Here is a 24552-nt window from a genome sequence, read left to right on the forward strand (position 1 = left end):
GAACGTCACAGCAACGAAGGAATAGCGGTTGGCCATGAATGAGATGCTGGTAGCGCAATGCCCCCACTGTCAGACGCGTTTCCGCCTTTCTCAGGATCACCTGCAGGCTGCCGCGGGCAATGTGCGTTGTGGCGCTTGCCTGAAAGTCTTCGACGCCAGCGCCCAGATCAATAGTGCTGAGCCCGAGCCCTCAGCAGCGCCGGACGCTGCGAAAACCCCAGCCCCGCCACCCGCGACTGGCGAGGCGGATATTGGCCGTCAGGGGACCTTGCTGATTCACGACGATCTGGAGTTGGACGATCTCGACCTGGAAGCGCTGGGGTTGGACGAATCCATTCTCGAGGAAATCAACCCCGATGCCAGAACGACACACTCCGAGCCTGAGCACCCAGCCACCGAGCCTGCTGCCGATAACACCCCGGCAGCGGCGCTATCACCGGTATCAATAGATCCGGAAGTTAACACCCCAGAACCTGCGGACTCGACCGATAGCGACTCTCCGGACGTATTTGTCGACGAGCATAGTGACGAGGAAAACCAACTGCTAGCTGAACCCGAACCGTTCAGCGAACCTCTGTGGGATGATGCTCCGGCAACTGACGCTCAAGCCGCCGCTGATGAGCCGCCGCGCGCCGATCCGCAGAACAGCTGGACGCCCACCGACGCCGATATCGACCGGGCGTTCGAGTTCGATTCAGCCCGGGACAAACCTGACGCCTGGGATCTGGATTTCAACCTGGATAACGATCTCGCAGACAAACCGCCATATACGACCAATAGCGCGGACCCACTGGATGATATTGAGCTGCACGAGGCGTTTCGCAACGCAGCCAGCTCGCGTGATTTTGCGCCACGTCCTCTGCCACCTGAGCCACTGCCAACGGATGACCGCAAGCCAAATCCGTTTGACATGGACAGTCCGCCGTCCATCGGGCCACTGAGTGCAGCCCCTCCAGAGCAGGGTATTTTTCTGCGGGACCAGCCTTTTTTACTGCCAAATCCCGAGCCGCGAGCAAAGCGTGCGCAGCCATCCGAGGAGGCGCCAGCGCCGACGGCTAAGCGAGCGCCTCAGGAGCGCCGGGAGCCCAGCCTGGATAGCACAGGCTTTGGCGATGATCTACAGCTCCCCGAGCTGATAGACGAACCCCTGTATCTGGATGATCGCCCGCGGGCTCGCCGCCCGCGGCGGCAGTGGCTATGGACGTTGCTTAGCATAATCGCCGTACTGGCGTTACTCGGTCAGGTAGCGACCTATAACTACGCAGCCTTGGCGCATAACGAGCGTACCCGGCCCATCATGGAACAAGCGTGCTTTCTGGCTGGTTGCCAATTGCCTGCCCGGGTCGATATAGACCTGATCCGCAGCAGCAACCTGGTGGTACGGCCGCACTCCGACTTCCCGAATGCACTGGCCATCGATGTAATCCTTTACAACCGCGCTGATTTTGCTCAGCCCTTTCCAGTGTTGCGCATGACTTTCAGTGATCTGGCCGGGCGCGAAATCAGCAGCAAGTTGTTTCAACCTGTCGAGTACCTCGGCGGCGAACTCGCCGGTACAACGCTGATGCCTCCGCAGACGCCAGTGCACGTTGGGCTCAGCATGCTTGACCCGGGCTCAAACGTGGCCAGTTATAATCTGGATTTCCTCAGCCCCTGAACCGCCTGGCGGATCTGCTCAAAAATCGTCCAGCTCAGTCTTTATATGGTCATCCAGAGCAGGTATCATTATCGCCCTTTTCACATTACTTGACCCTGACTCCCTTGTGTCATTGCCTTGGGCGTGCCGGCGAGCAGCAGTGATTACAGAGAGTACAGGGATGGACCAGGCAGTGACTCGTATCGGAACCTATCAACTCGCCAGCCCGGTTATCCTTGCACCCATGGCAGGCGTTACCGACCTGCCCTTCCGGCAACTGTGCCGTCGGCTGGGCGCCGGGTTGGTGGTGTCAGAGATGGTCACCAGCGATGTACGCCTCTGGAACAGCCGCAAATCCCGTCAGCGCCTTGATCACACCGGTGAAAGCGAACCCCGCTCAGTGCAGATTGCCGGCGGCGACGCCGAGATGATGGCCGAGGCAGCGCGCATGAATGAGCAACTCGGCGCGCAGATAATCGACATCAATATGGGTTGCCCGGCGAAAAAAGTCTGCAACAAGGCGGCCGGCTCAGCGCTGATGCGCGATGAAAAGCTGGTCGGTGAGATACTCGAAGCGGTGGTGAATGCGGTCAATCTGCCAGTCACCCTGAAAATCCGCACCGGCTGGTGTGCCGAACAGCGCAACGGCCTGCAAATCGCCCGGATAGCCGAAGCATCTGGTATTCAGGCCTTGGCCGTGCACGGGCGCACCCGAACCCAGCTGTATACCGGTGCAGCCGAATACGACAGCATCGCTGCGATCAAACAGGCAATTGGCATACCGGTGTTTGCCAACGGCGATATTGACTCCCCGCAAAAAGCCCTTGCCGTACTCCAGCATACCGGAGCCGATGCGGTTATGATTGGCCGCGCAGCCCAGGGTCGCCCCTGGATATTCAACGAAATCAGTCACTTCCTGAAAACCGGCGAACTCTTGCCGGCACCAACACTGGACTGGCAGCAATCGATTCTGCAGGAACACCTGCAGGCGCTGCACACTTTTTATGGTGAACATCAGGGCGTGCGTATTGCACGCAAACATGTTGGTTGGTATCTGCAAACCCTGCCTGGCGCGGAGGATTTCCGCCGCCGATTCAATCAACTGGAATGCCCCGAGCAGCAGCGCCGGAACATTCAGACTTTCTTTACCCGCTTGCTGGAAGGAGACCTTGCGGCATGAGCCTTATGAACGCCTCAGACACTATTGGAACAGAACCCGTGAGCGAACTCGCTGAAAAAAATCTGTATGTTGCCCCCGACAAGCTCAGCCAGAGTAGCCGCACCCTGCGCAACAGTGTCGAACAAGCATTGAAGAACTACTTCGATCATCTGGATGGACAGGACGTTACCGATGTATACGACATGGTGCTCTGCGAAGTCGAAGCACCGCTGCTGGAAAGCGTGATGGAGCACGTCAAAGGCAATCAGACGCGGGCCTCCGAAATCCTTGGGCTCAATCGCGGCACCTTGCGCAAAAAGCTCAAGCAATACGGATTGCTCTAAGTCAATCTGCTACTATCCCGCTCCTGGCTTCCGGCTCCATATCCGAAGCTGCAACTATCCTTTATCTGATCTGGAATGAAGATGACCGACCAAACCACCCGCCTGCCCATACGTCGCGCGCTGATCAGCGTGTCCGACAAGACCGGCATTGTCGATTTCGCCCGCGAACTCAGCGCCCAGGGCGTCGAGATTCTTTCCACCGGCGGCACCTTCAAGCTGCTACGCGAGCAAGGCATCAATGCTGTGGAAGTGGCCGACTACACCGGTTTCCCGGAAATGATGGACGGCCGGGTAAAGACCCTGCATCCGAAGATTCATGGTGGCATCCTCGGGCGTCGGGATATCGATGGTCAGGTCATGAAGGAGCACGGCATCCAGCCAATCGACATGGTGGTGGTTAATCTTTACCCCTTTGCGGCTACCGTAGCCAAGCCTGACTGTAGCCTGCCTGATGCGATCGAGAATATCGATATCGGCGGCCCGACCATGGTCCGCTCGGCGGCGAAGAATCACAAGGACGTAGCCATTGTCGTCAACGCCAGCGATTACGCCAGCATCCAGGATGCGCTCAAGCAAGGCGGGCTCACCTATGCGCAACGCTTCGACCTGGCGCTCAAAGCCTTTGAACACACCGCCGCCTATGACGGCATGATCGCCAACTATCTGGGCAGCATTGATCAGCAGCGCGACACGCTCAGCACCGCTGACCGTGCTAGCTTCCCGCGCACCTTCAACACCCAGTTCATCAAGGCGCAGGATATGCGTTACGGCGAAAACCCGCACCAGTCCGCCGCCTTTTACCGCGAAGCCAATCCGACCGAAGCCTGCATTGCCACCGCCATCCAGTTGCAGGGCAAGGAGTTGTCCTACAACAACGTGGCCGATACCGACGCTGCGCTTGAGTGCGTGAAGAGCTTTACCAAGCCGGCCTGCGTTATCGTCAAACATGCCAACCCTTGTGGTGTGGCCGTGGTTCCTGAAGATGAAGGCGGCATTCGACAGGCCTATGAGCTGGCCTACGCAACCGACTCGGAATCGGCATTTGGCGGCATCATCGCATTCAACCGCGAACTGGATGCGGCGACCGCCCAGGCGATCGTCGACCGTCAGTTTGTCGAAGTGATCATTGCGCCGCGCATCAGCGCCGCTGCCCGCGAAGTGGTCAGTGCGAAAGCCAATGTCCGCCTGCTGGAGTGCGGCGAGTGGTCGACCGAGCGTCTGGCCGACTGGGACTTCAAGCGCGTCAACGGCGGCTTGCTGGTGCAGAGCAGAGACGTCGGCATGATTACCGAGGCCGACCTTAAGGTCGTCACCCAGCGCGCGCCCACCGAGCAGGAAATTCACGACCTGGTGTTTGCCTGGAAAGTCGCCAAATACGTCAAGTCCAACGCCATCGTGTATGCCAGCCAGCGCCAGACCGTGGGCATTGGTGCCGGGCAAATGAGCCGCGTCAACTCCGCGCGCATCGCCGCGATCAAGGCGGAGCATGCTGGGCTGCAGGTCAAGGGTGCAGTCATGGCGTCCGATGCGTTCTTTCCGTTTCGCGACGGCATAGACAACGCCGCCGCGAATGGCATCAGCGCTGTGATCCAGCCCGGCGGTTCCATGCGGGACGCCGAGGTGATCGCCGCCGCCGATGAAGCGGGCATGGCTATGGTATTCACTGGCATGCGGCATTTCAGACACTGATAGAGCCACAAGCAACAAGCGGCAGGCATCAGGTGGCGCGCAAACGACCTGGAGCCTGCCGCTGGACGCTTGTAGCTCTCTGCACCGGAGAGATTGCATGAATGTTTTAATTATCGGTAGTGGCGGGCGTGAGCACGCACTGGCCTGGAAAGTGGCTCAGGATGCGCGAGTCGAGAAAGTCTTCGTCGCTCCGGGCAATGCTGGCACCGCTACTGAGCCCAAGTGTGAGAACGTCGCCATCGATGTGCTGGAGCTGCAAAAGCTCGCCGATTTCGCTGCGGCGAATGTACAACTGACTATAGTTGGCCCTGAAGCGCCGCTGGTTGCTGGTGTAGTTGATCTGTTTCGCAGCCTCAACTTGCCCTGCTTCGGCCCGACCGCAGGCGCGGCGCAGTTGGAAGGCTCCAAGGCCTTTACCAAGGATTTTCTTGCCCGCCATCAGATTCCCACTGCCGACTACCAGAACTTTACCGAGGTCGAGCCGGCCCTGGCTTACCTGGTAGAAAAAGGTGCACCTATCGTCATCAAGGCTGACGGCCTGGCCGCCGGCAAGGGCGTGATTGTCGCCATGACGCTACAGGAAGCGGAAAACGCCGTGCGCGATATGCTCGCGGGTAATGCCTTTGGTGAGGCAGGCTCCCGAGTCGTGATTGAGGAGTTCCTCGACGGCGAAGAAGCCAGCTTTATCGTCATGGTCGACGGTGAGAACGTCCTGCCGATGGCCACCAGCCAAGATCACAAACGCGTCGGCGACGGTGACAGCGGCCCGAACACGGGCGGGATGGGTGCTTACTCCCCTGCTCCGGTGGTCACTGCTGCGGTCCACCAGCGCGTGATGGATGAGGTCATCTGGCCTACGGTGCGCGGGATGGCAGCCGAGGGCAATGTATACACCGGCTTTCTTTACGCCGGTCTGATGATTGATAGCCAGGGCAACCCCAAGGTCATTGAATTCAATTGCCGCTTTGGTGACCCGGAAACCCAGCCCATCATGCTGCGGCTGCAATCCAGCCTGGTGGATCTGGCCGAGGCTGCGCTGGCTGGCCAATTGGACAGAGCCGAAGCCGTTTGGGACCCCCGCCCCAGCCTCGGCGTGGTAATAGCCGCTGGCGGTTACCCGGCCGACTATGCCAAGGGCGATGCCATCGAAGGTCTGGAACAAGCTAACAGCGCGTTGGGCAAAATTTTCCATGCCGGTACTACACTGAAAGCTGGCGCCACTCCGGGCGAGGCTACCGTCGTCACCAGTGGCGGCCGGGTACTATGTGCTACGGCTTTAGGCGACAGCATTCTGCAAGCGCAACAGAACGCTTATGCCTTAGCCAGCAAGGTGAGATGGAAGGGCAGTTTCTTCCGCTCGGACATCGGTTATCGGGCCATCGCCAGAGAGCAAGAATAGCAGGAGTAAGTGTCGCCAGCGCTGACACCGGTCAGCCTGGCCAAGCATCTTGGCATCAGCTTGCAGTGAGCTATACTGATTTCTGCTAGCTGACGCCGCACGTCAATTGCCCATGGACAGGACGCAACTCATAGTGAAGCAAGCACGCTGGTTGATCCTCGCCCTGCTGGCAGGATTCATTATGCTTACGGCCAACGGCGTAACAGCGACCGAACTGGCTGCGCCCGCTCCAGCGCATTACAGCCTGGTCGACACCGGTGGCGAGCTGACCCTGGCCGATATTACTTCCAATCGCTATGCCAACCGTTTTATTCCAAGCCCTCCCGGGCCGCTGAAGTTGACCGGTGCCGATGCAGCACTGTGGGTAAAAATACCCATAACCCGCACCGGCGCGCAGCAGGTACGCCTGGATAACCCTGCCCTGGAGCACATCAGCTTATACCTGCTCCGGGGCACCGAGGTACTCGAAACCTACCGGAGCGGAGCCAACCAGCCGACTGATCCGCGACTGCTCCGGCAACCGGGCTTTGCCTTCCCGATCGAGATCAACTCCGAAGCTGAGTACAGCCTGTACCTGCGTTTGCAGAATGACTACCCCATCAGCACGCATCTGAGTGTCATGGATGCCCAGCAAGCGGCCACCCTGCATGGCGCTCACCAGGCATTACAGGGCGTACTGGTCGGACTCTTGCTCGCGCTCGTATTACACGGTTTGTTGCACGGTAGCGTTAGCCGCGACCCTTTCCACCTATTGCTGGCCACAGCCGCACTGATTCTCTGCCTAGCCAACCTGAGCGCCATCAGTTGGGTGGTGAAACAGGCGCCACTGCTGCTGGGCCATAGCGCTGAACTGTTGCAGCTCGCCGCTTATCCGCTCATGGCCGTATTGCTCCTCTGCCTGTTACCCGGTCCCGATTTGCGAACGCACCGACGCCTGGCATTGTTGGTCGGTGTTGGCGCCGCAACCCTGGGGGTACTGGTACTAGTTGCCGCCTGGCATTCTTCGTTGTTCGCCCGCATGGCGGTACTGATCCAACTGGGTTTGCCGCTGATGATTCTCACCCTGCAACTTTTTCTCTGGTTACGCCGGCAACCAACTAACAGGCCCTTCCTGACGGGCGCCTTATTGTTGTTGGGTGCGGCCGTTGTCAATCTGCTGGGTTATCAACACATACTCGGTGCTCATATTGTCGACACGCTGGTTTGGCTGGCCATGGTGTGCTTTGCCTGGAGCCTGCACAACCGCGCTCAACGGCTGCTGGCCCAGCGCGTCAGTCAGCGCCAGACCCAAGCGACTCGTCATGCAGAGAGGCGCGCCAAGGCTGAGTTTCTAGGCCGGATCAGTCATGAAATTCGCACACCGATGAATGGCGTACTGGGTATGTCCGAGCTACTGTTGGATACCGCGCTGTCCGCCAAACAGCGCGACTATGTGCAAACGATTCACGGCTCGGGAAATGATCTGCTGAACCTGATCAACGAAATTCTCGACATGTCGCGGCTCGAATCCGGGCAGATGACGCTGGAATCCGTGCAGTTCGATCTGCATGCGCTGGTCAACGATTGCCTGGATATTTTCCGCAATCGTGCCGACAGTCAGACCATAGAATTGATCAGTTTCGTGCATCCCGATGTGCCCCGGACCATTAATGGAGACCCTACCCGGCTACGTCAGGTATTGATGAACTTGTTGGGTAACGCACTGCGTTTTACCGATCAGGGGGAAATTCTCCTGGTGGTTGGCGTAGAACCTCAGGGTACCGGCCAACAATTGCGCTTTGCGGTACAGGATTCGGGCCATGCAATGTCCGACCAGGCTAGAGACTGCCTGCTCAAGGTGCTGCCCAACTCGTCAAGGCTGCTGGATCAAGCTGATGGCAATGGCCATCTGGGCTTGTTGATCGCCAGCCAGTTGATTCATATGATGGAAGGCCAGGTCGGTATCAAACATGCATCCGAGCAAGGCAATTCGATCTGGTTTACCCTACCGCTGGATAGAACCCATGCCTTTGTCGAACCCGATACCGAAGGCCGCTGCCTGCTTGAACGGCGGGTATTGATCGTCGATGACAATGCGACCTGCCGCAAGGTCCTGCAACAACAATGTAATGCCTGGGGCATGCAGGCTCAGTGTGTGTCCGGCGGTAAAGAAGCGTTGGCACTGTTGCGCACCCAGGCACACCTGGGTAGCCCCTTCGACATAGTGCTGGTGGACCACTCCATGCCGGGCATGAGCGGATTGGAACTCGCCACGCGCATCAAGGATGATGCGGCAATCAGGAATCAATTGCTGATCATCATGCTAACCGGCGTCAGCCACGCGCCCAGCCGCGTCATCGCTCGTAATGCCGGAATCCGCCGCATCCTCAGCAAACCCGTGGCGGGCTATACTCTGCGCACTACGCTGATCGACGAGTGGCTACAACATAGTCAGCAGCAGCATAGTGAGCATAGCGAAGACAACTCAGAACCTCTTCAGCAAACGCACTCCGGCGGGTTCAAAATCCTGGTCGCAGAGGACAACTCGATCTCCACCAAGGTTATCCGCGGCATGTTAGGCAAGCTCAACATGCAGGTGCACTCGGTTCAGAACGGCCAGCAGGCAGTACTGCAAGCTCAAACCGGTGACTATGACTTGGTCTTGATGGACTGCGAAATGCCGGAAATGGATGGCTTTACCGCGGCGGAACTTATTCGCCAATGGGAACGGGCCAGCGGCCGCCAACCCATCCCGATCATTGCCCTGACTGCTCACATTCTGCCGGAGCACCGCGAGCGCTCAAGACTAGCCGGTATGAACGGACACATAGCCAAGCCAGTCGAGTTGGCGCAGTTACGCGACCAGCTCAACTTCTGGATCGATCAGAAACAACTGGATCAGGCGCGCGATCAGACAGCCTGATCCGTACCGGCGTTAGCAGAAGTCGGAAACACATCCACACCTGCAGAAGCGGCCGCGTAGTTGACGACATAGCCCAGCAGCAACCTGCGGCCCACCATCCCTGCAATACGCACACCTTGCAATGCCAGCATCAGACATCTCCCGTAAGTAGATACCGGAGATGTTAGCCGCTGATGCTCTCGACGGCCATTAGGCAGATGTTATCGGGACGATAGCCTGGTACTCGGGCGGCTAGCCTTCTTGCGGGTATTTTTCTTTCCGGCGACCGGTTTGCCAGCGCTTGGCTTGCCGATAGACGGATGATTAATATCAGCACCAGCGGCCGCAGATTTGCCTGCCCCAAGCCGACGCGCTCCACCCTGACTCGAAGAGCCGGTGTCACGCGGCGGCAGGCCCGTATGCTGGGTCAGCAGCGCGCCCTGACGCGGGCCTTTCGCCGGTGTCGACTGCTTCTTCCGGGCACTGGTATAGCCTTCTACCGCAGGCTGGTAGGTCGGAATCAGATGCTGCTTGCTGTTACCGATCAGGTCGCCGCGGCCCATCTCCTGCAAGGCCTCGCGCAACAGCGGCCAGTTCTTGGCATCGTGATAACGCAGAAACGCCTTGTGCAGGCGCCGTTGCCGCTCGCCCTTGACCGTATTGACCGAATCACTCTTGTAGGTCACCCGGCGCAGCGGGTTCTTGCCCGAGTGATACATGGCGGTGGCCGTCGCCATGGGCGAAGGATAGAAAGCCTGCACCTGATCAGCGCGGAAGTCGTTGGTCTTTAGCCACAACGCCAGGTTCATCATGTCCTCGTCCGAGGTGCCCGGGTGCGCAGCGATGAAGTAGGGAATCAGGTACTGTTTCTTGCCCGCTTCCTTGGTGTACTTTTCGAACATGCGCTTGAAGGCATCGTAACTGCCGATACCGGGCTTCATCATCCTGGTCAGCGGTCCCTGTTCGGTATGCTCTGGAGCGATCTTCAGATAGCCGCCAACATGGTGGGTGACCAGCTCCTTGACGTACTCGGGAGACTCCACCGCCAGGTCATAGCGCAGACCTGAGGCGATCAGGATTTTCTTCACACCAGGCAGTTCACGAGCCTTGCGGTAGAGGCCAATCAGCGAGGAATGATCGGTATTGAGGTTCTCGCATATGCCGGGGTAAACGCACGACGGCTTACGGCAAGCAGCCTCGATTTCGGGACTCTTGCAGGCGATGCGATACATATTCGCTGTCGGCCCACCCAGGTCGGAAATCACCCCGGTAAAGCCAGGCACCTTGTCGCGAATCTCTTCAATCTCGCGAATGATCGATTCGTGCGAACGGTTCTGGATGATGCGGCCTTCATGCTCGGTAATGGAACAGAAGGTACAGCCGCCAAAACAGCCGCGCATGATGTTCACCGAGAAACGAATCATCTCGTAGGCCGGAATTTTCGCATCCCCGTAGGCGGGGTGCGGCACCCGGGCATAGGGCAAACCGAATACGTAGTCCATCTCCTCGGTGGTCAACGGGATCGGTGGCGGGTTGAACCACACGTCCTTCTCGGCGTGACGCTGAACCAGTGCCCGCGCGTTACCGGGATTGGTTTCCAGATGCAACACGCGGTTGGCGTGCGCATACAGGACAGGATCACTTTTGACTTTCTCGTAGGATGGCAGCCGGATGACTGTCTTGTCCCGCTCCAGGCGCGGGTGCGGCAACAGTTGAACCACCTGCACGCCCTCACCCAGACCTTCATTGATGCCCTCTTCAGCCGGCCCTCTGGCCTGCTCGACGGCGCAGGCGCTGGTATCCTGAGTATTCACATAGGGGTTGATGATCTTGTCGACCTTGCCCGGCCGGTCAATTCGCGTTGAATCCAGTTCGAACCAGCCCTGTGGCGTATCGCGGCGCATAAAGGCAGTACCGCGGATATCGGTAATCGACTGAATATCCTCACCACGGCTAAGGCGCTGGGCGATCTCGACCACCGCGCGCTCGGCGTTGCCATAGAGCAGAATATCGGCTTTGGCATCGAGCAGCAGCGAGTGGCGGACCTTGTCCTGCCAGTAATCGTAATGCGCGATTCGCCGCAGCGAGGCTTCAATACCGCCCAATACTACCGGCACGTCATTGAAGGCCTCGCGGCAGCGCTGGCTATAGACGAGGCTAGCGCGATCTGGCCGGCTCCCTGCCTTGCCGCCCGGCGTATAAGCATCATCCGAACGGATCTTGCGATCCGCCGTATATCGATTGATCATCGAATCCATATTGCCCGCCGCCACCCCGAAGAACAGGTTCGGCTTGCCCAGCTGCATGAACGCGTCTTTGCTCTGCCAGTCCGGCTGACTGATGATCCCGACGCGGAAGCCTTGGGCTTCCAACAAACGGCCAATGATCGCCATGCCGAAGGACGGGTGATCCACGTAGGCATCGCCGGTGACGATGATGATGTCGCAGCTGTCCCAGCCGAGCAGATCCATCTCGTCCCGGCTCATGGGCAGAAAAGGCGCCGGGCCAAAACATTCGGCCCAGTACTTGGGATAATCAAACAGCGGCTTCGCGGCCGGCATGCTGATGGACATGCTTACTCCATATCGCCGTACCCGGAATAGGAGCCGGGTGCGAGATTTTCAAAACGGGTGAATTTGCCGAGAAAGGCCAATCGAATGCTGCCGATAGGCCCGTTCCGCTGTTTGCCGATAATAATCTCGGCGATACCCTGATCCTGGGTATCCGGATGATAAACCTCATCCCGATAAACGAACATGATTACGTCCGCGTCCTGCTCGATGGCCCCCGACTCACGCAAGTCCGAGTTGATCGGGCGCTTGTTGGGCCGTTGCTCCAGCGAGCGGTTCAACTGCGACAGCGCCACGACTGGAGCATTGAATTCTTTTGCCAGTGCCTTGAGCGAGCGCGAAATCTCGGAAATCTCGTTGGTCCGGTTTTCCGACGCGCCGCCAATCTGCATCAACTGCAGGTAATCGATCATGATCATGCCGATCTCGCCATGCTCGCGTACCACGCGGCGCGCCCGGGCACGCATTTCCATGGGCGACAGGCCGGCTGTGTCATCAATGAACAGCTTGCGGTCGTTGAGCAGATTGACCGCCGACGTCAGTCGCGGCCAGTCGTCATCCTCTAGCCGCCCTGCCCTGACCTTGCTCTGGTCAATGCGACCAAGTGAAGAAAGCATACGCATGACCAACGAATCACCTGGCATCTCCAACGAAAATACCAGCACCGCCTTGTCGTAGCGCATCACCACGTTCTCGACCAGGTTCATCGCAAAGGTCGTCTTACCCATCGAAGGGCGACCCGCAATAATCACCAGATCCGAAGGTTGCAGACCCGAGGTCATGTCATCCAGGTCGGCAAAGCCAGTCGACAGCCCGGTAATCGCGCCATCACTGTTGAACAGCGTATCGATACGATCAATTGCCTTGGTCAACAGGGTATTGACCGACTCAGGCCCACCGGTCTTCGGACGGCTTTCGGCGATCGCGAAGATCTGCCGCTCGGCATCGTCAAGAATCTGGTTAGCCTGCTTGCCCTTGGTATTGAAGGCACTGTCGGCGATATCCGAACTGGTGCTGATCAATTTACGCAGCGTCGAGCGCTCACGAATGATGTGCGTATAGGCGCTGATATTGGCGACAGACGGGGTGTTCTTGGCCAACTGCCCCAAATAGGCAAGCCCGCCGACCTGATCAATCAGCCCATCACGGTCCAGCTCTTCTGCCAGGGTAACCACGTCAAAGGGCTGATTGCGCGAAGCCAGGCTGGCCAGGGCGCGGAAAATCAGCCTGTGGTCATGGCGGTAGAAGTCCGCCTCGCTGAGCAGTTCAACCACACGCTCCCAGGTTGTGTTTTCCAGCATGACACCGCCGAGCACAGCCTGCTCGGCTTCGATCGAGTGTGGCGGGATCTTGAGAGCAGAGGTCTGCAGGTCAAGTTCCGCGGTATCGGTGTAGTTCGACTCGTTCATCGGTACAGGCTCAAGACAAAAACCGGGGAGACAAAAATAACAACACGGCGCCTGTCCGAGACAGGCACCGTGTTGACTAGTCTAACTGGAAAGCCCGGCGAACTCATCCACCGACAACCTTGGGCAATCGGCAACCAGTCCGTCCAGGCTGTGCAGCGGAATTAACCGGCTACAACGACCAGCTTGACGGTAGCTTCTACATCTGTGTGCAGGTGCAGAGCAACTTCGAATTCACCGACGTTGCGTAGCGGACCTTCAGGCAGACGTACTTCGCTTTTCTCGATGTCGACGCCAGCAGCAGTAACGGCATCAGCGATGTCGCGAGTACCGATGGAACCGAACAACTTGCCTTCTTCGCCAGCATTGGCGGAGACGGTCACGGTCAGACCTTCCAGCTTGGCCGCACGGGTTTCAGCTTCGGCTTTCTTCTCGTCAGCGATACGCTCTAAATCAGCGCGGCGAGCTTCGAAGGCTTCCAGGTTGGAAGCAGTAGCCGGAGTGGCTTTGCCAAAAGGCAGGAGAAAATTACGTGCGTAACCGGCGCTGACAGCAACCTTGTCGCCAAGGTTACCCAGATTCGCGATCTTTTCGAGCAGGATAACTTCCATTGCGATGACCTCTAAAATTCAAACTTGGCCATTCGAGTCGTCATCGTCGCGCGGCCCTTGAGCCGGTGCAATACGAGCACGAAAATCGAACAGACTATCTATAAATGCCAAAAACATAATCAGGGGATACACAATCTGGGCGGCAAAAACAAACACCACATAGAGTATCACCAACCATACCGAGCCTAGCTTCTTGATCCCGGCCAAGCCGTGCAACAGCGCCAATCCGGCAATCAGCAGCGGCAAACTGGCTATCGGTGCCAACATCGCCATTTGCCCGAACTGCGGGCTAAACAACGTCAACACCAGCAACCCACCAGCTACCAGAGGCGACAAGCGCAGCCGATGAAACTCGGCGCGAAAACCACCCGGGTTATACAACCCCGCTTGCCAGGAGCGGCCAATCATCAAACTGACCAGCGCCATCAACGCATGCACTGCGCCCATCAAACCAGCCAGAATCGGCACCAACAAAGCCTCGAGACGAACCATGCCGGCTTCGTCGACCGAGCCGCCCATGTCAGCCATCAATTCCGGCAAGCGCTCCTGAATCTGCACTGCCAAAGCCTGTAACGGCTCTCCCAGCACGCTCATGAGCAGCAACGCATAGGCCAGGCCCAGCGGCACCAAAACCAGCAAAACAGTGGGCCACGCTTGCTTTTCGCGTAGCAGCACTGCCATACCAGCAGCACCCAGAATAACCAGCAAAGGCGTCAGATCACCCATCACGGCCCAGGCCAGGGCAGGTAAAACACCCCAGATCAGAACCGGCAGCGCCTCATTCAAGCCGCGCCGCAGGATGACCAACGCCAGTGCCGCAGCACTGACCCAGAACAACAGGGGTATGGCCGCTGCAATAGCCACTACTAGAGTGGCCTGCTTGCGACCGCGCATGATGTATTCCGCTAACCCACGCATGCTGGTTCGGTTTCCCTGATTACGTCATTACCTGCTTATCAGCGACCGTGACTGTCGGTGAAGGGCAGCAGTGCCAGATAACGGGCGCGCTTGATAGCGACACCCAGCTGGCGCTGGTATCTGGCTTTGGTACCGGTAATACGGCTAGGAACGATCTTGCCGGTTTCGGTGATGTAAGCCTTCAGGGTGTTCAGATCTTTGTAATCGATCTCTTTAACGCCTTCAGCGGTGAAACGGCAGAACTTTCTGCGGCGGAAAAAACGTGCCATGGCAGCGTCTCCTTAGATACTGGAATGTGGGAGCGGGATGACTTACTCGTCGTCGCCGTCGTCGTTGTCGTCAGCGTTGTCGCTATCGCTGTCGTTGTCCGAATCGTTGTCGTCGCCTTCGGTGCGCTCACGACGCTCACGACGCTCGCCACGACCGGTGTCTTCCGGCTTGAGCATGTCGGACTGTTCGGTGATGGCTTCGTCACGACGGATGACCATGTTACGAATAACGGCATCGTTGTAACGGAAGTTCTCAGTCAGCTCTTCCAGTGCCTTGGCGCTGCACTCGACGTTGATCATGATGTAGTGGGCTTTGTGGATCTTGTCGATCGGGTAAGCCAGTTGACGACGGCCCCAATCTTCCAGGCGGTGGATCTTACCGCCATCTTCTTCAATAAGCTTGGTGTAGCGCTCAATCATGCCGCCGACCTGCTCACTCTGATCCGGGTGAACCAAAAATACGATTTCGTAATGACGCATAAGTGCTCCTTACGGGTTGTAGCCAGCCACCCAACATGGTCTGGCAAGGAGTAGAACTCTAGTTTGGGGCGCACATTCTAGGGGAGTGGTGGGCAAGTCGCAAGCTTTAAGCTGTGCAAGCTGCAAGCTGCAAGCTGCAAGCTGCAAGCTGCAAGCTGCAAGCAAAGTGTGCGGGCCCGTACCTGCACTGCAACCCCACCTTCGCTTGGATTCCCGCCTGCGCGGGAATGACGGGAGGGTGGCGCTGGATAGTGAATACAAACACAAGCCTGAATTGGCGGGTCTTAGCTCGCGACTTGAAGCTTGTAGCTTGTAGCTTGTGGCTTGCAGCTAGCCGCTCGCTGTCGCTCAGCCCTGCTGGGTGCGCTGGCGGACGGCTTCAAACAGACAGATGCCACTGGCCACCGACACATTGAGACTGCTGACGCTCCCTGCCATCGGCAGCTTGGCCAGATAGTCACAATGCTCGCGGGTAAGGCGGCGCATGCCGCTGCCCTCGGCGCCCATCACAATCACGCTGGGCACCTTGAAATCGACCTGGTAGATCAGTTGCTCCGCCTCTCCCGCGGTACCGACGATCCACAGCCCGCGCTGCTGCAACTGCTTCAACGTGCGCGCCAGGTTGGTGACGGCGACCAATGGGACAGTCTCAGCAGCACCACAGGCTACCTTACGCACAGTTGGCGACAGGCTCGCAGAACGGTCACGGGGGATGACCACCGCGTGCGCTCCCGCGGCATCCGCGCTGCGCAGGCAGGCACCCAAATTATGCGGATCGGTCACACCGTCGAGCACCAGCAGCAAGGCCGGCCCTTCGAGCTTGTCGAGCAGGTTGTCGAGCATTTCCTCGGACCACATCTGGCTCGGCGTCACCGAAGCAACGACACCTTGATGCACCCCTTCGGCAATCTTGTCGAGCTCATCCGGCGTCACCCGCTGCACGCCAACACCAGCGCTTTCAGCCAGCTCCAGCAGCGCTTGCACGCGACTATCCAACCGGCCGCGCACCAGGATCAGTTGCTTGACCCGCTTGGGTGAACGCTGCAGCATCGCCTGCACCGCGTGCACACCGTAAACATATTCGTTATCGCTCATATATCAAGCTCACGATCTCGGTTTGCGCGGGGCGCGGGGAGCCCGAGGCGCGCGCGGCGCTCGTGCCGGCCCGGAGGAACCCGCGGCCTTGTCTGCAGGCTTCTTGCCTGCAGCCGACCTGGGCTTGCCCGATGACGTCTTTGAGCGAGGTGCGCGCCCCTTGTTAGCCGCACCGCCGACTTTCTTCGCGTCGTCCATCAATTTCTGGCGTACTGCACGGCTGGCATCAACATTGGCATTCGCCGCTTGTGGCTGCGTCTTGTCCATCTCGAAGTCGATCTTGCGCTCGTCCAGATCTACCCGAGCTACCATGACTCTGACAGTATCGCCCAGGCGGAAGCTCTTGCCCGCCTTCTCACCGGTGAGGCGGTGGTGCACCGCATCAAAGTGATAGTAGTCGGCCGGCAGCGCAGTGATATGCACCAGACCTTCAACATAAATATCAGTCAGCTCGACGAACAGACCAAAACCGGTAACTGCAGTGACCAGACCATCAAAGCTCTCACCCACGCGATCTTTCATGAACTCGCATTTGAGCCAGCTCACCACATCACGCGTGGCTTCATCGGCTCGCCGCTCGTTCTGCGAGCACTGCTGCCCCAGATGCTCAAGCGCGGCCAGATCATACGGGTAGATCGATGCCTTGGGCAGCACACCGGCGCCGGCACGCTGCACCCGATCGGTCTTCTTGCGCGAGCGGATGACGCTACGAATCGCCCGATGAGTCAACAAATCCGGGTAACGGCGGATGGGCGAGGTGTAGTGCGTATACGCCTCGTAGTTCAAACCGAAGTGCCCTGCATTGTGCGGACTGTAAACCGCCTGACTCAGCGAGCGCAGCATCACCGTCTGGATCAGCTGAGCATCGGGACGGCCCTGCACTTTCTGCAGCACGGCGCTGTAATCTTCCGGGGTCGGCGTGCCTTTCTTGCGCGTCAGGGTCATGCCCATGGCACCCAGGAACTGGCGAAGACGCTCGACCTTTTCGTCCTTCGGCGCATCGTGAACACGATACAGGCCTGGCAATTCTAGATCCTGCAGGAAGCGTGCAGTCGCCACGTTGGCGCAGAGCATGCACTCTTCGACAATCTTGTGCGCATCGTTACGGGTGGTGGGGCGAATTTCCGCAATCTTGCGGTTCTCGCCAAAAATGATGCGCGTTTCCGTGGTCTCGAAATCAATAGCACCGCGGCCCTGGCGGGCTTTGGCCAATGCTTTATAAAGCTCGTAGAGGTTCTTCAGCGCAGGCTGCAGATCGGCGTGCTCTTCAATCAGCGCTTGGCCTTCACGGCTACGCGGATGCTCAAGCATGCTTGAAACCTTGTTATAGGTTAGCCGCGCGTGGGAGTGGATGACACCCTCGTAAAACTCATAATCGGTCAGCTCGCCGCTTTTGGACACGGTCATTTCGCAGACCAGAGCAAGACGGTCGACTTTCGGCATCAAGGAGCACAGGCCGTTGGAAATCGCCTCGGGTAGCATCGGTACGACTTCGCTGGGGAAATACACCGAGGTGCCACGCAGCTCAGCCTCACGATCCAGCGCGGAGCCTACCGGGACATAATGCGATACGTCGGCAATCGCCACGTAGAGCTTCCAACCGCCGGCAAACAAGCGCCAGCCACTGGCTTTATGCGGTTCACAATACAACGCATCATCAAAATCGCGGGCATCTTCGCCATCAATAGTCACCAGTGGCAGGTGGCGCAGATCGACGCGCTTGAGCTTGTCCTTGTCTTCCACGTGGTCCTTCAGGCGTGCGGCTTCATCCAGCACCTCCTGGGGCCAGACGCTGGGGATATCGTAGCTGCGCAACGCAACTTCGATTTCGACGCCGGCGGCCATATAATCACCTACCACCTCGACGACTTCGCCCTGTGACTGGCGGTGTATGCTCGGCCACTGAGTAATCTTCACTTCCACGTACTGACCGTTCTGCGCGCCACCTTCGGCGCCCGGCTGAATCAATACCTCATGGTTGATCTTGGCGTTGTCAGCGACCACGAAGGCAATGCCGTTTTCAGTGTAGAACCGACCGACCAGCACTTCATGCGCACGCTCGAGAATCTCGACAATGGTGCCCTCACTACGGCCGCGGCGGTCAACGCCGGTAATACGGCCCAATACACGGTCACCATCGAATACCAGACGCATCTGCGCCGGGCTGAGGAACAGGTCATCACCACCACCATCGGGAACCAGAAAACCGAAACCATCACGGTGACCCTGAACGCGGCCTTTGATCAGGTCGAGCTTATCGACCGGTGCATACGCACCACGGCGGGTATAGATCAACTGACCGTCACGCTCCATCGCACGCAGGCGTCGGCGAAGGGCTTCGATGCCGTCTTCGTCGCTGATCGCGAACTCGTCCTGCAACTGCGAACGAGTGGCAGGTGCGCCGCGCTCTTCAAGCAGCTTGAGGATCAACTCGCGACTGGGAATGGGGTTGTCGTAATTCTGAGCTTCGCGATGAGCCTCTGGGTCAATTGCTGCCCAGTTGGTCGGTGATGCGGAAGTACGTTTGGAGTTGCTCGACGCAGGCGCCGAGTCTTGGGATATTGGTTTTTTCGTCATAGCTCTCTATTGAACCGCGAATCGCGTCCAGTTGCACCTGTTTCTAGCGTTTGTGTACTTTTTTTCACAAGGGGGTTTACAAGCTCTGGGGCGCTACGTATTATTCGCGCCGTCAACACAACAACGGTTGCAACGCGAAACCTCTACGGTCAGCTTAGCACCCACGTTGAGAAAAGACGCCCAGGTGGTGAAATTGGTAGACACGCCAGCTTCAGGTGCTGGTGGCCGCAAGGCCGTGGAAGTTCGAGTCTTCTCCTGGGCACCATTTCTTCTCTGACGCGATCGCGTCAGATGCGCATAAAACCCCTACTACCTTTGTAACGCCAGCCTTCATCATCAGACTTGCGCTGCTGATCTGCGCACCTCATCCTGCGCCGGCACAAACAAAACAATTGAACAAAACTTGTCTCATGCCCTTGCAGGCTAGCGCACAGGCATTAAAAAGGCGCCTCGCGGCGCCTTTTTAATCATCAGAATATCTTTCTCAAGATAATCGTCTCGTTTCGGTCCGGCCCCGTGGAAATGATATCCACCGGCGCACCCACCAACTCTTCTATACGCTTGATGTAAGCGCGCGCATTGGCTGGCAACTGCTCCAGCGTCTGCGCCCCCAGAGTGGACTCGCTCCAGCCTGGAACATCCTCATAGACCGGCTCCAACCCCAGGTAGCTGTCAGCATCGGTAGGCGCTTCGATCACCGCGCCATCCTCATTGCGATAGCCGATACAGATGCGGATAACATCCAGACCATCCAGCACATCCAGCTTGGTCAGACATAGACCGCTGATGCTGTTGATCTCCATGGCCCGACGCAGGATAACCGCATCAAACCACCCACAGCGACGCGCACGACCGGTAGTTGAACCAAACTCGTGACCACGTTCGGCCAGGCGCGCACCGACATCATCGAACAACTCGGTAGGAAACGGACCGGAGCCCACGCGCGTGGTGTAGGCCTTGGTGATGCCCAGCACGTAATCCAGGTACAAAGGGCCGAAACCCGAGCCCGTGGCGGTGCCACCGGCTGTGGTGTTGGAGCTGGTAACAAAGGGGTAAGTGCCGTGGTCGATATCCAGCAGCGAACCCTGAGCACCCTCGAACATGATGTTGGCGCTTTCGCGGCGCAGCTCGTGCAAACGCGCGGTTACGTCGGTCATCAACGGGCGCAGCCACTCAGCGTAGCCCATGGCCTCATCCAGGGTTTTCTGGAAATCGACCGGATCAACCTTGTAGTAATGCTGCAGAGCGAAGTTATGGTAATCCAACACTTCACCCAGCTTGGCGGCAAAGCGTTCGCGATGAAACAGATCCGCCACACGCAAACCGCGGCGCGAGACCTTGTCTTCATAAGCAGGGCCGATACCGCGGCCAGTAGTACCGATCTTGGCTTCGCCACGCGCCTTTTCACGCGCCTGATCCAGCGCTACGTGGTAAGGCAGAATCAACGGGCAGGCAGGGCTGATGCGCAGGCGCTCGCGCACTGGCACGCCTTTGGCTTCCAGCTCCTTGAGTTCCTTCATCAGGGCCTCAGGAGACAACACCACGCCGTTACCAATAAAGCACCGTACGTTTTCCCGCAGAATTCCCGAAGGGATCAAATGCAGTACGGTCTTCTCGCCATCGATGACCAGCGTATGCCCGGCATTGTGCCCGCCCTGGTAACGCACTACTGCGGATACCTGGTCGGTGAGCAGGTCGACGATCTTGCCCTTGCCTTCATCGCCCCATTGGGTGCCCAGGATGACTACATTCTTACCCATTTCAGCTCTCGCCTCATTCAAATTGGAACGGCCTGCACAGCCATCAAATCAGTTATTCAGTTCAGTAACCTGCCAGGCGTTGTTGCGCCACTGCAAAATGCGGTCACATCCATGCTCGGGCGCTTCCGAATCCATTTGGCCTGGCAGCGCCACTATTACTCTTTCGCCTCGCCGGCGCAGGGCCATTACCTCAGCCTGCAGACCTGGCTCGTTGGCGTAGGTCGCCCAGATACCCGGAGCGCGCTCACCGCCAGCAATCGTACCGCGCTCTACCAGCAAGCGCAGGTCGGTAGAAAACCCGGTAGCAGGTCGCGCACGACCAAAGTCCTCACCTATGTCATCGTAACGCCCACCCTGGGCGATACTTTGCCCGACGCCGGCGATGTAGGCGGAGAAAACCACACCTGTATGGTAGTGATAGCCACGCAGCTCGCCCAGGTCAAAGTACAGCGGAATATCCGGGTACTGACGAGACAGGGTCTGGGCTATTTCCACCAGATCATCCAGCGCAGCCATGACCGACTCGGGCGCCCCGTCCAACAGGATATGCGCGCGCTCCAACACCTCCACGCCACCTGAAAGGTCAGCCAGGCTGCACAACATCGCCGCCAGCGACGACTGACTCAAGGACTCGGTCAGCTGCCGCACCTCGTCAACCGCCTTGCGCTGCAGCGCGTCAAACAGTGCCTGCTCGGTACTCTCTTCAAGGCCGGCAGATTGAGTCAGGCCGCGGAAGATACCCACATGGCCGATATCCAGATGCACGCCTTTGACCTGGCAACTATCCAGGCTTTCCAGCATCAGCGTGATGATCTCGATATCACTGGCGCTGGACGCGTCACCATACAACTCGGCGCCCAGCTGAATGAGGCTGCGCGCGGTAGAAAGTGCCCGAGGCCGCGTATGCATCACGCTGCCGCAATAGCAAAGCCGGCTAGGACCTTCAGCGCCTAAGGTGTGCGCGTCGATACGCGCCACCTGGGGCGTGATGTCGGCACGCAAGCCGAGCATGCGCCCGGACAACTGATCAATCATCTTGAACGTCTGAAGTTCAAGGTCGTGACCGGCTCCCGTTAACAAGGATTCAACGTATTCGATATGCGGAGTAATGACCAGGTCATAACCCCAGGAGGCAAAAAGATCCAGCAGTTGCCTACGGGCGGCTTCGATACGAGCAGCCTCTTCAGGCAGCACCTCTTCGATGCCATCAGGCAACAGCCAGCTATCAACAGTCGGCATTATCACAACCTTTCCTACGCAACGGATGCTGGCGTGTCCGGCATCCTGCTAGCGAATCAGATAGAGAAACAAAGTGCCCGTGAGCATGCATGCCAGACCGATCAACCGCAGATGTGCGTCGGCGATCTGAGCTACTCCGGCTAACATGCGCTTCCAGCGTGCAGGCGCAAGAAAAGGCATCAGGCCTTCCAACACCAACAGCAAACACAGCGCTGCAGCCAGACTCTGCCACATGGGTTGCTTCCCCTTGATCAGACCGGGGCTAGACCTGGATAAGCAAGCACCGGTCACAAAAAAGCCGGGATATCCCGGCTGCGCGATTGTATCACGTTTTTGTCTGGCCACACCTGCAAAGGCTGCAGCTATGGCCAGTCGATGCGTTACCTTACGCCGTTACCCTGTAGATAGCGGAAAAACTCGCTTTCAGGATCCAGGACGAGGATATCCGACTTGCTCGAGAAGCTCTCACGATAGGCCTGGAGACTACGATAAAACGAGTAGAACTCCGGATCCTTGTTATAGGCTTCTGAATAGATCGCTGCTGACTGGGCATCACCATCACCGCGAATCTGTTCTGCTTCACGGAATGCTTCGGCCAGAATAACCCGCTGCTGACGATCCGCATCAGCGCGGATACCTTCAGCAAGCTCGCGACCCTTGGCACGATGCTCGCGCGCTTCGCGCTCACGCTCGGAACTCATTCGCTCGAACACACTGCGATTGACTTCACTCGGCAGATCGATCGCCTTGACCCGCACATCCAGCACCTCGATACCCAACTCACGACGCGCACTGGTATCCAGCGTACTGGTGATATCAGCCATTAACTGATCGCGCTCACCGGACACTACTTCGTTCAAAGTACGGCGCGCTACTTCGTTGCGCAGCCCGGACTCCAGCTGACGCGACAAACGCTCTTCCGCAATGGAACGCATACCGGAGGTAGCAGTATAGAAGCGCTCGACGTTTGCAATCCGCCACTTGGCATAGGAGTCAACCATCAGCGCCTTCTTCTCCAGCGTCAGATAACGCTGGGTAGCCGAGTCCAGAGTCAGCAGACGCCCGTCAAACAGACGATGCTCCTGAATGAAGGGCAACTTGAAATGCAGACCTGGCTGCACATCATCCTTAACCACTTTACCGAACTGCAGCACAATACCGCGCTCGATCTGACTGACTACAAAGAAGCTGTTCCAGCCCACTACCACTAGTATCAACGCGATAATCAAACCGAAAATTGTTTTATTGCTCATCAGCGGGACTCCCTTGAACGCAGATCACGCTGCTGTATCTGAACCGGCATGCGCGACTGAGCATCGCTGGTGGTGGAATCTGTTCTGGCTGAGGATGACGATGAAGAGCTTCCGCCGCCTCCCTGCTGCATCAGCTTGTCCAGAGGCAGATAGAGCAAGTTGTTATTGCCATCGCCCCCCGACACCAGAATCTTGCTGGTGCTGGACATCACATCCTGCAAGGTCTCGATGTACATACGCTCGCGCAGTACCTCTGGAGACATCTCATACTGAACATAGAGCTGGTTGAAGCGCTGCGCTTCACCGTCAGCCCGGGCGATAACTTCATCGCGATAACCGTTGGCTTCTTCCAGCAAACGCTGGGCCTGACCACGAGCCTCCGGAATCACGCCATTGGCGTAGGATTCAGCTTGATTACGCTCACGCACCTCATCTTCCCGTGCGCGAATAACGTCATCGAAAGCATCCTGAACTTCAGCCGGAGCCTGAGCACTTTCAATGTTCACCTGAACCACCGTAATGCCGGTGTTATAAGTATCCAGATAGCGCTGTAGCCGCTCCGTAGTCTCTACACCCATTTGCTCACGACCTTCGGTCAGCACCTGGTGCATGGAAGTCGAACCTACCACGTGGCGCAAGGCGCTCTCGGTGGCATGCCGCAGACTGGTTTCAGGATCTTCGACTTTCAGCACGAAGTTTTCGAGATTGGAAATGCGGTACTGAATCGCAACCGGCACCTCAACAATATTCTCGTCCTCAGTTAGCATCTGACCTTGCTGGCGGTAGGAACGCACCTGGGTCACGTTACGCTGAAACTTCTTCTCGATCGGCGGGAAGTAAAGATGCAAACCGGGCTCTACCGTACGATGGTATTCACCGAAACGTAGAACGATAGCCTGCTCCTGCTCATCCACTGTATACACCGCACTGAACAACCAGAAGGCGATAATAACCAGGCCGCCAATCATCCAGACGGCTTTCGGAATACCTGCACCACCGCCGCTGCGATTGTTGCCACCACCGTTATTGCTACTGCCTTTCTTGCCGCCAAACAGCCCATTCAGGCTGTCCTGAAGCTTTTTCAGCGCTTCATCCAGATCTGGAGGGCCCTGCTTGCCGCCACGGTTGCCGTTATTCTTGTCATTATTACCACCACCACTACCCCAAGGGTCTTGGTTGTTGTTTTTACCACCACCAGGCTCATTCCAGGCCATAGCGCTCTCCGTTATTCGTAATCCTGCCAGACTGAGACGCCTCGTGAGCCAC

20 protein-coding genes and 1 tRNA gene are annotated in these 24552 nt (G+C 57.9%); 7 read left to right on the forward strand and 14 right to left on the reverse strand.

What is annotated here, in order from left to right; genetic code table 11:
* Nucleotides 1–34 precede the first annotated feature (34 nt).
* From EAO82_RS17245 to EAO82_RS17270, 6 genes are all read left to right on the forward strand, one after another.
* Entirely contained in the window at nt 35–1657 is a 1623-nt protein-coding gene (locus EAO82_RS17245) for a DUF3426 domain-containing protein (protein ID WP_096348401.1), read from the forward strand.
* Nucleotides 1658–1817: 160 nt separating this feature from the next.
* The gene (gene dusB / locus EAO82_RS17250) at nt 1818–2816 is read left to right on the forward strand and encodes a tRNA dihydrouridine synthase DusB (RefSeq protein WP_096348402.1); all 999 of its coding nucleotides are present in this window, start codon (nt 1818–1820) and stop codon (nt 2814–2816) included.
* Complete coding sequence (gene fis / locus EAO82_RS17255) at nt 2813–3139, forward strand: DNA-binding transcriptional regulator Fis (RefSeq protein WP_231703237.1); 327 nt, start codon at nt 2813–2815, stop codon at nt 3137–3139. The genes dusB and fis overlap by 4 nt, the downstream gene beginning before the upstream one ends.
* An 81-nt stretch (nt 3140–3220) precedes the next feature.
* Nucleotides 3221–4828, forward strand: a complete 1608-nt coding sequence (gene purH / locus EAO82_RS17260; protein ID WP_096348403.1) for a bifunctional phosphoribosylaminoimidazolecarboxamide formyltransferase/IMP cyclohydrolase — start codon at nt 3221–3223, stop codon at nt 4826–4828.
* A gap of 97 nt (nt 4829–4925) precedes the next feature.
* Nucleotides 4926–6227, forward strand: a complete 1302-nt coding sequence (gene purD / locus EAO82_RS17265; protein WP_096348404.1) for a phosphoribosylamine--glycine ligase — start codon at nt 4926–4928, stop codon at nt 6225–6227.
* A gap of 133 nt (nt 6228–6360) precedes the next feature.
* Entirely contained in the window at nt 6361–9129 is a 2769-nt protein-coding gene (locus EAO82_RS17270; protein WP_174959014.1) for a response regulator, read from the forward strand.
* Here the strand turns inward: EAO82_RS17270 and EAO82_RS17275 are convergent.
* The 9 genes from EAO82_RS17275 to rnr all read right to left on the reverse strand — a co-directional run bounded on the left by EAO82_RS17275 (nt 9117) and on the right by rnr (nt 19034).
* Nucleotides 9117–9260, reverse strand: a complete 144-nt coding sequence (locus tag EAO82_RS17275; RefSeq protein ID WP_153274299.1) for a hypothetical protein — start codon at nt 9258–9260, stop codon at nt 9117–9119. The two genes, EAO82_RS17270 and EAO82_RS17275, sit on opposite strands and share 13 nt — an antisense overlap.
* 69 nt (nt 9261–9329) lie before the next feature.
* Nucleotides 9330–11669 (reverse strand): YgiQ family radical SAM protein, encoded by a 2340-nt coding sequence (locus EAO82_RS17280; RefSeq protein ID WP_096348486.1) that lies wholly within the window; start codon nt 11667–11669, stop codon nt 9330–9332.
* 14 nt (nt 11670–11683) lie between these two features.
* Nucleotides 11684–13087, reverse strand: a complete 1404-nt coding sequence (dnaB, locus tag EAO82_RS17285; protein WP_096348406.1) for a replicative DNA helicase — start codon at nt 13085–13087, stop codon at nt 11684–11686.
* Nucleotides 13088–13248: 161 nt separating this feature from the next.
* Nucleotides 13249–13695 (reverse strand): 50S ribosomal protein L9, encoded by a 447-nt coding sequence (rplI, locus tag EAO82_RS17290; protein WP_096348407.1) that lies wholly within the window; start codon nt 13693–13695, stop codon nt 13249–13251.
* Nucleotides 13696–13713: 18 nt separating this feature from the next.
* Nucleotides 13714–14589 (reverse strand): hypothetical protein, encoded by an 876-nt coding sequence (locus EAO82_RS17295; protein WP_231703238.1) that lies wholly within the window; start codon nt 14587–14589, stop codon nt 13714–13716.
* 62 nt (nt 14590–14651) lie between these two features.
* The gene (rpsR, locus tag EAO82_RS17300) at nt 14652–14882 is read right to left on the reverse strand and encodes a 30S ribosomal protein S18 (RefSeq protein ID WP_096348409.1); all 231 of its coding nucleotides are present in this window, start codon (nt 14880–14882) and stop codon (nt 14652–14654) included.
* A 42-nt stretch (nt 14883–14924) separates the two neighbouring features.
* Entirely contained in the window at nt 14925–15362 is a 438-nt protein-coding gene (rpsF, locus tag EAO82_RS17305) for a 30S ribosomal protein S6 (RefSeq protein ID WP_096348410.1), read from the reverse strand.
* A 348-nt stretch (nt 15363–15710) separates the two neighbouring features.
* On the reverse strand, nt 15711–16457 hold the full coding sequence (gene rlmB, locus EAO82_RS17310) for a 23S rRNA (guanosine(2251)-2'-O)-methyltransferase RlmB (RefSeq protein ID WP_096348411.1): 747 nt from the start codon (nt 16455–16457) through the stop codon (nt 15711–15713).
* Between the two features lie 9 nt (nt 16458–16466).
* Nucleotides 16467–19034, reverse strand: coding sequence for a ribonuclease R (gene rnr, locus EAO82_RS17315; RefSeq protein ID WP_096348412.1), 2568 nt, complete (start codon nt 19032–19034; stop codon nt 16467–16469).
* A gap of 178 nt (nt 19035–19212) precedes the next feature.
* Between rnr and EAO82_RS17320 the strand changes: the two genes are divergently transcribed.
* Nucleotides 19213–19299, forward strand: a tRNA-Leu gene (locus EAO82_RS17320).
* 205 nt (nt 19300–19504) lie between these two features.
* Here EAO82_RS17320 and EAO82_RS17325 read toward each other — a convergent pair.
* From EAO82_RS17325 to hflK, 5 genes are all read right to left on the reverse strand, one after another.
* The gene (locus EAO82_RS17325; RefSeq protein WP_096348413.1) at nt 19505–20794 is read right to left on the reverse strand and encodes an adenylosuccinate synthase; all 1290 of its coding nucleotides are present in this window, start codon (nt 20792–20794) and stop codon (nt 19505–19507) included.
* A gap of 48 nt (nt 20795–20842) precedes the next feature.
* Nucleotides 20843–22033, reverse strand: coding sequence for an ATP phosphoribosyltransferase regulatory subunit (locus tag EAO82_RS17330; RefSeq protein ID WP_096348414.1), 1191 nt, complete (start codon nt 22031–22033; stop codon nt 20843–20845).
* A gap of 48 nt (nt 22034–22081) precedes the next feature.
* Nucleotides 22082–22267, reverse strand: a complete 186-nt coding sequence (locus tag EAO82_RS17335) for a DUF2065 domain-containing protein (RefSeq protein ID WP_096348415.1) — start codon at nt 22265–22267, stop codon at nt 22082–22084.
* A 146-nt stretch (nt 22268–22413) separates the two neighbouring features.
* A complete protein-coding gene (gene hflC / locus EAO82_RS17340) occupies nt 22414–23286 on the reverse strand; it encodes a protease modulator HflC (RefSeq protein ID WP_096348416.1) in 873 nt (290 codons plus the stop codon).
* Nucleotides 23286–24500, reverse strand: a complete 1215-nt coding sequence (gene hflK, locus EAO82_RS17345) for an FtsH protease activity modulator HflK (protein ID WP_096348417.1) — start codon at nt 24498–24500, stop codon at nt 23286–23288. The genes hflC and hflK overlap by 1 nt, the downstream gene beginning before the upstream one ends.
* Nucleotides 24501–24552 lie beyond the last annotated feature (52 nt).

This window comes from Halopseudomonas pelagia (assembly GCF_009497895.1).
GTDB classification, from domain to species: Bacteria; Pseudomonadota; Gammaproteobacteria; order Pseudomonadales; family Pseudomonadaceae; genus Halopseudomonas; species Halopseudomonas pelagia_A.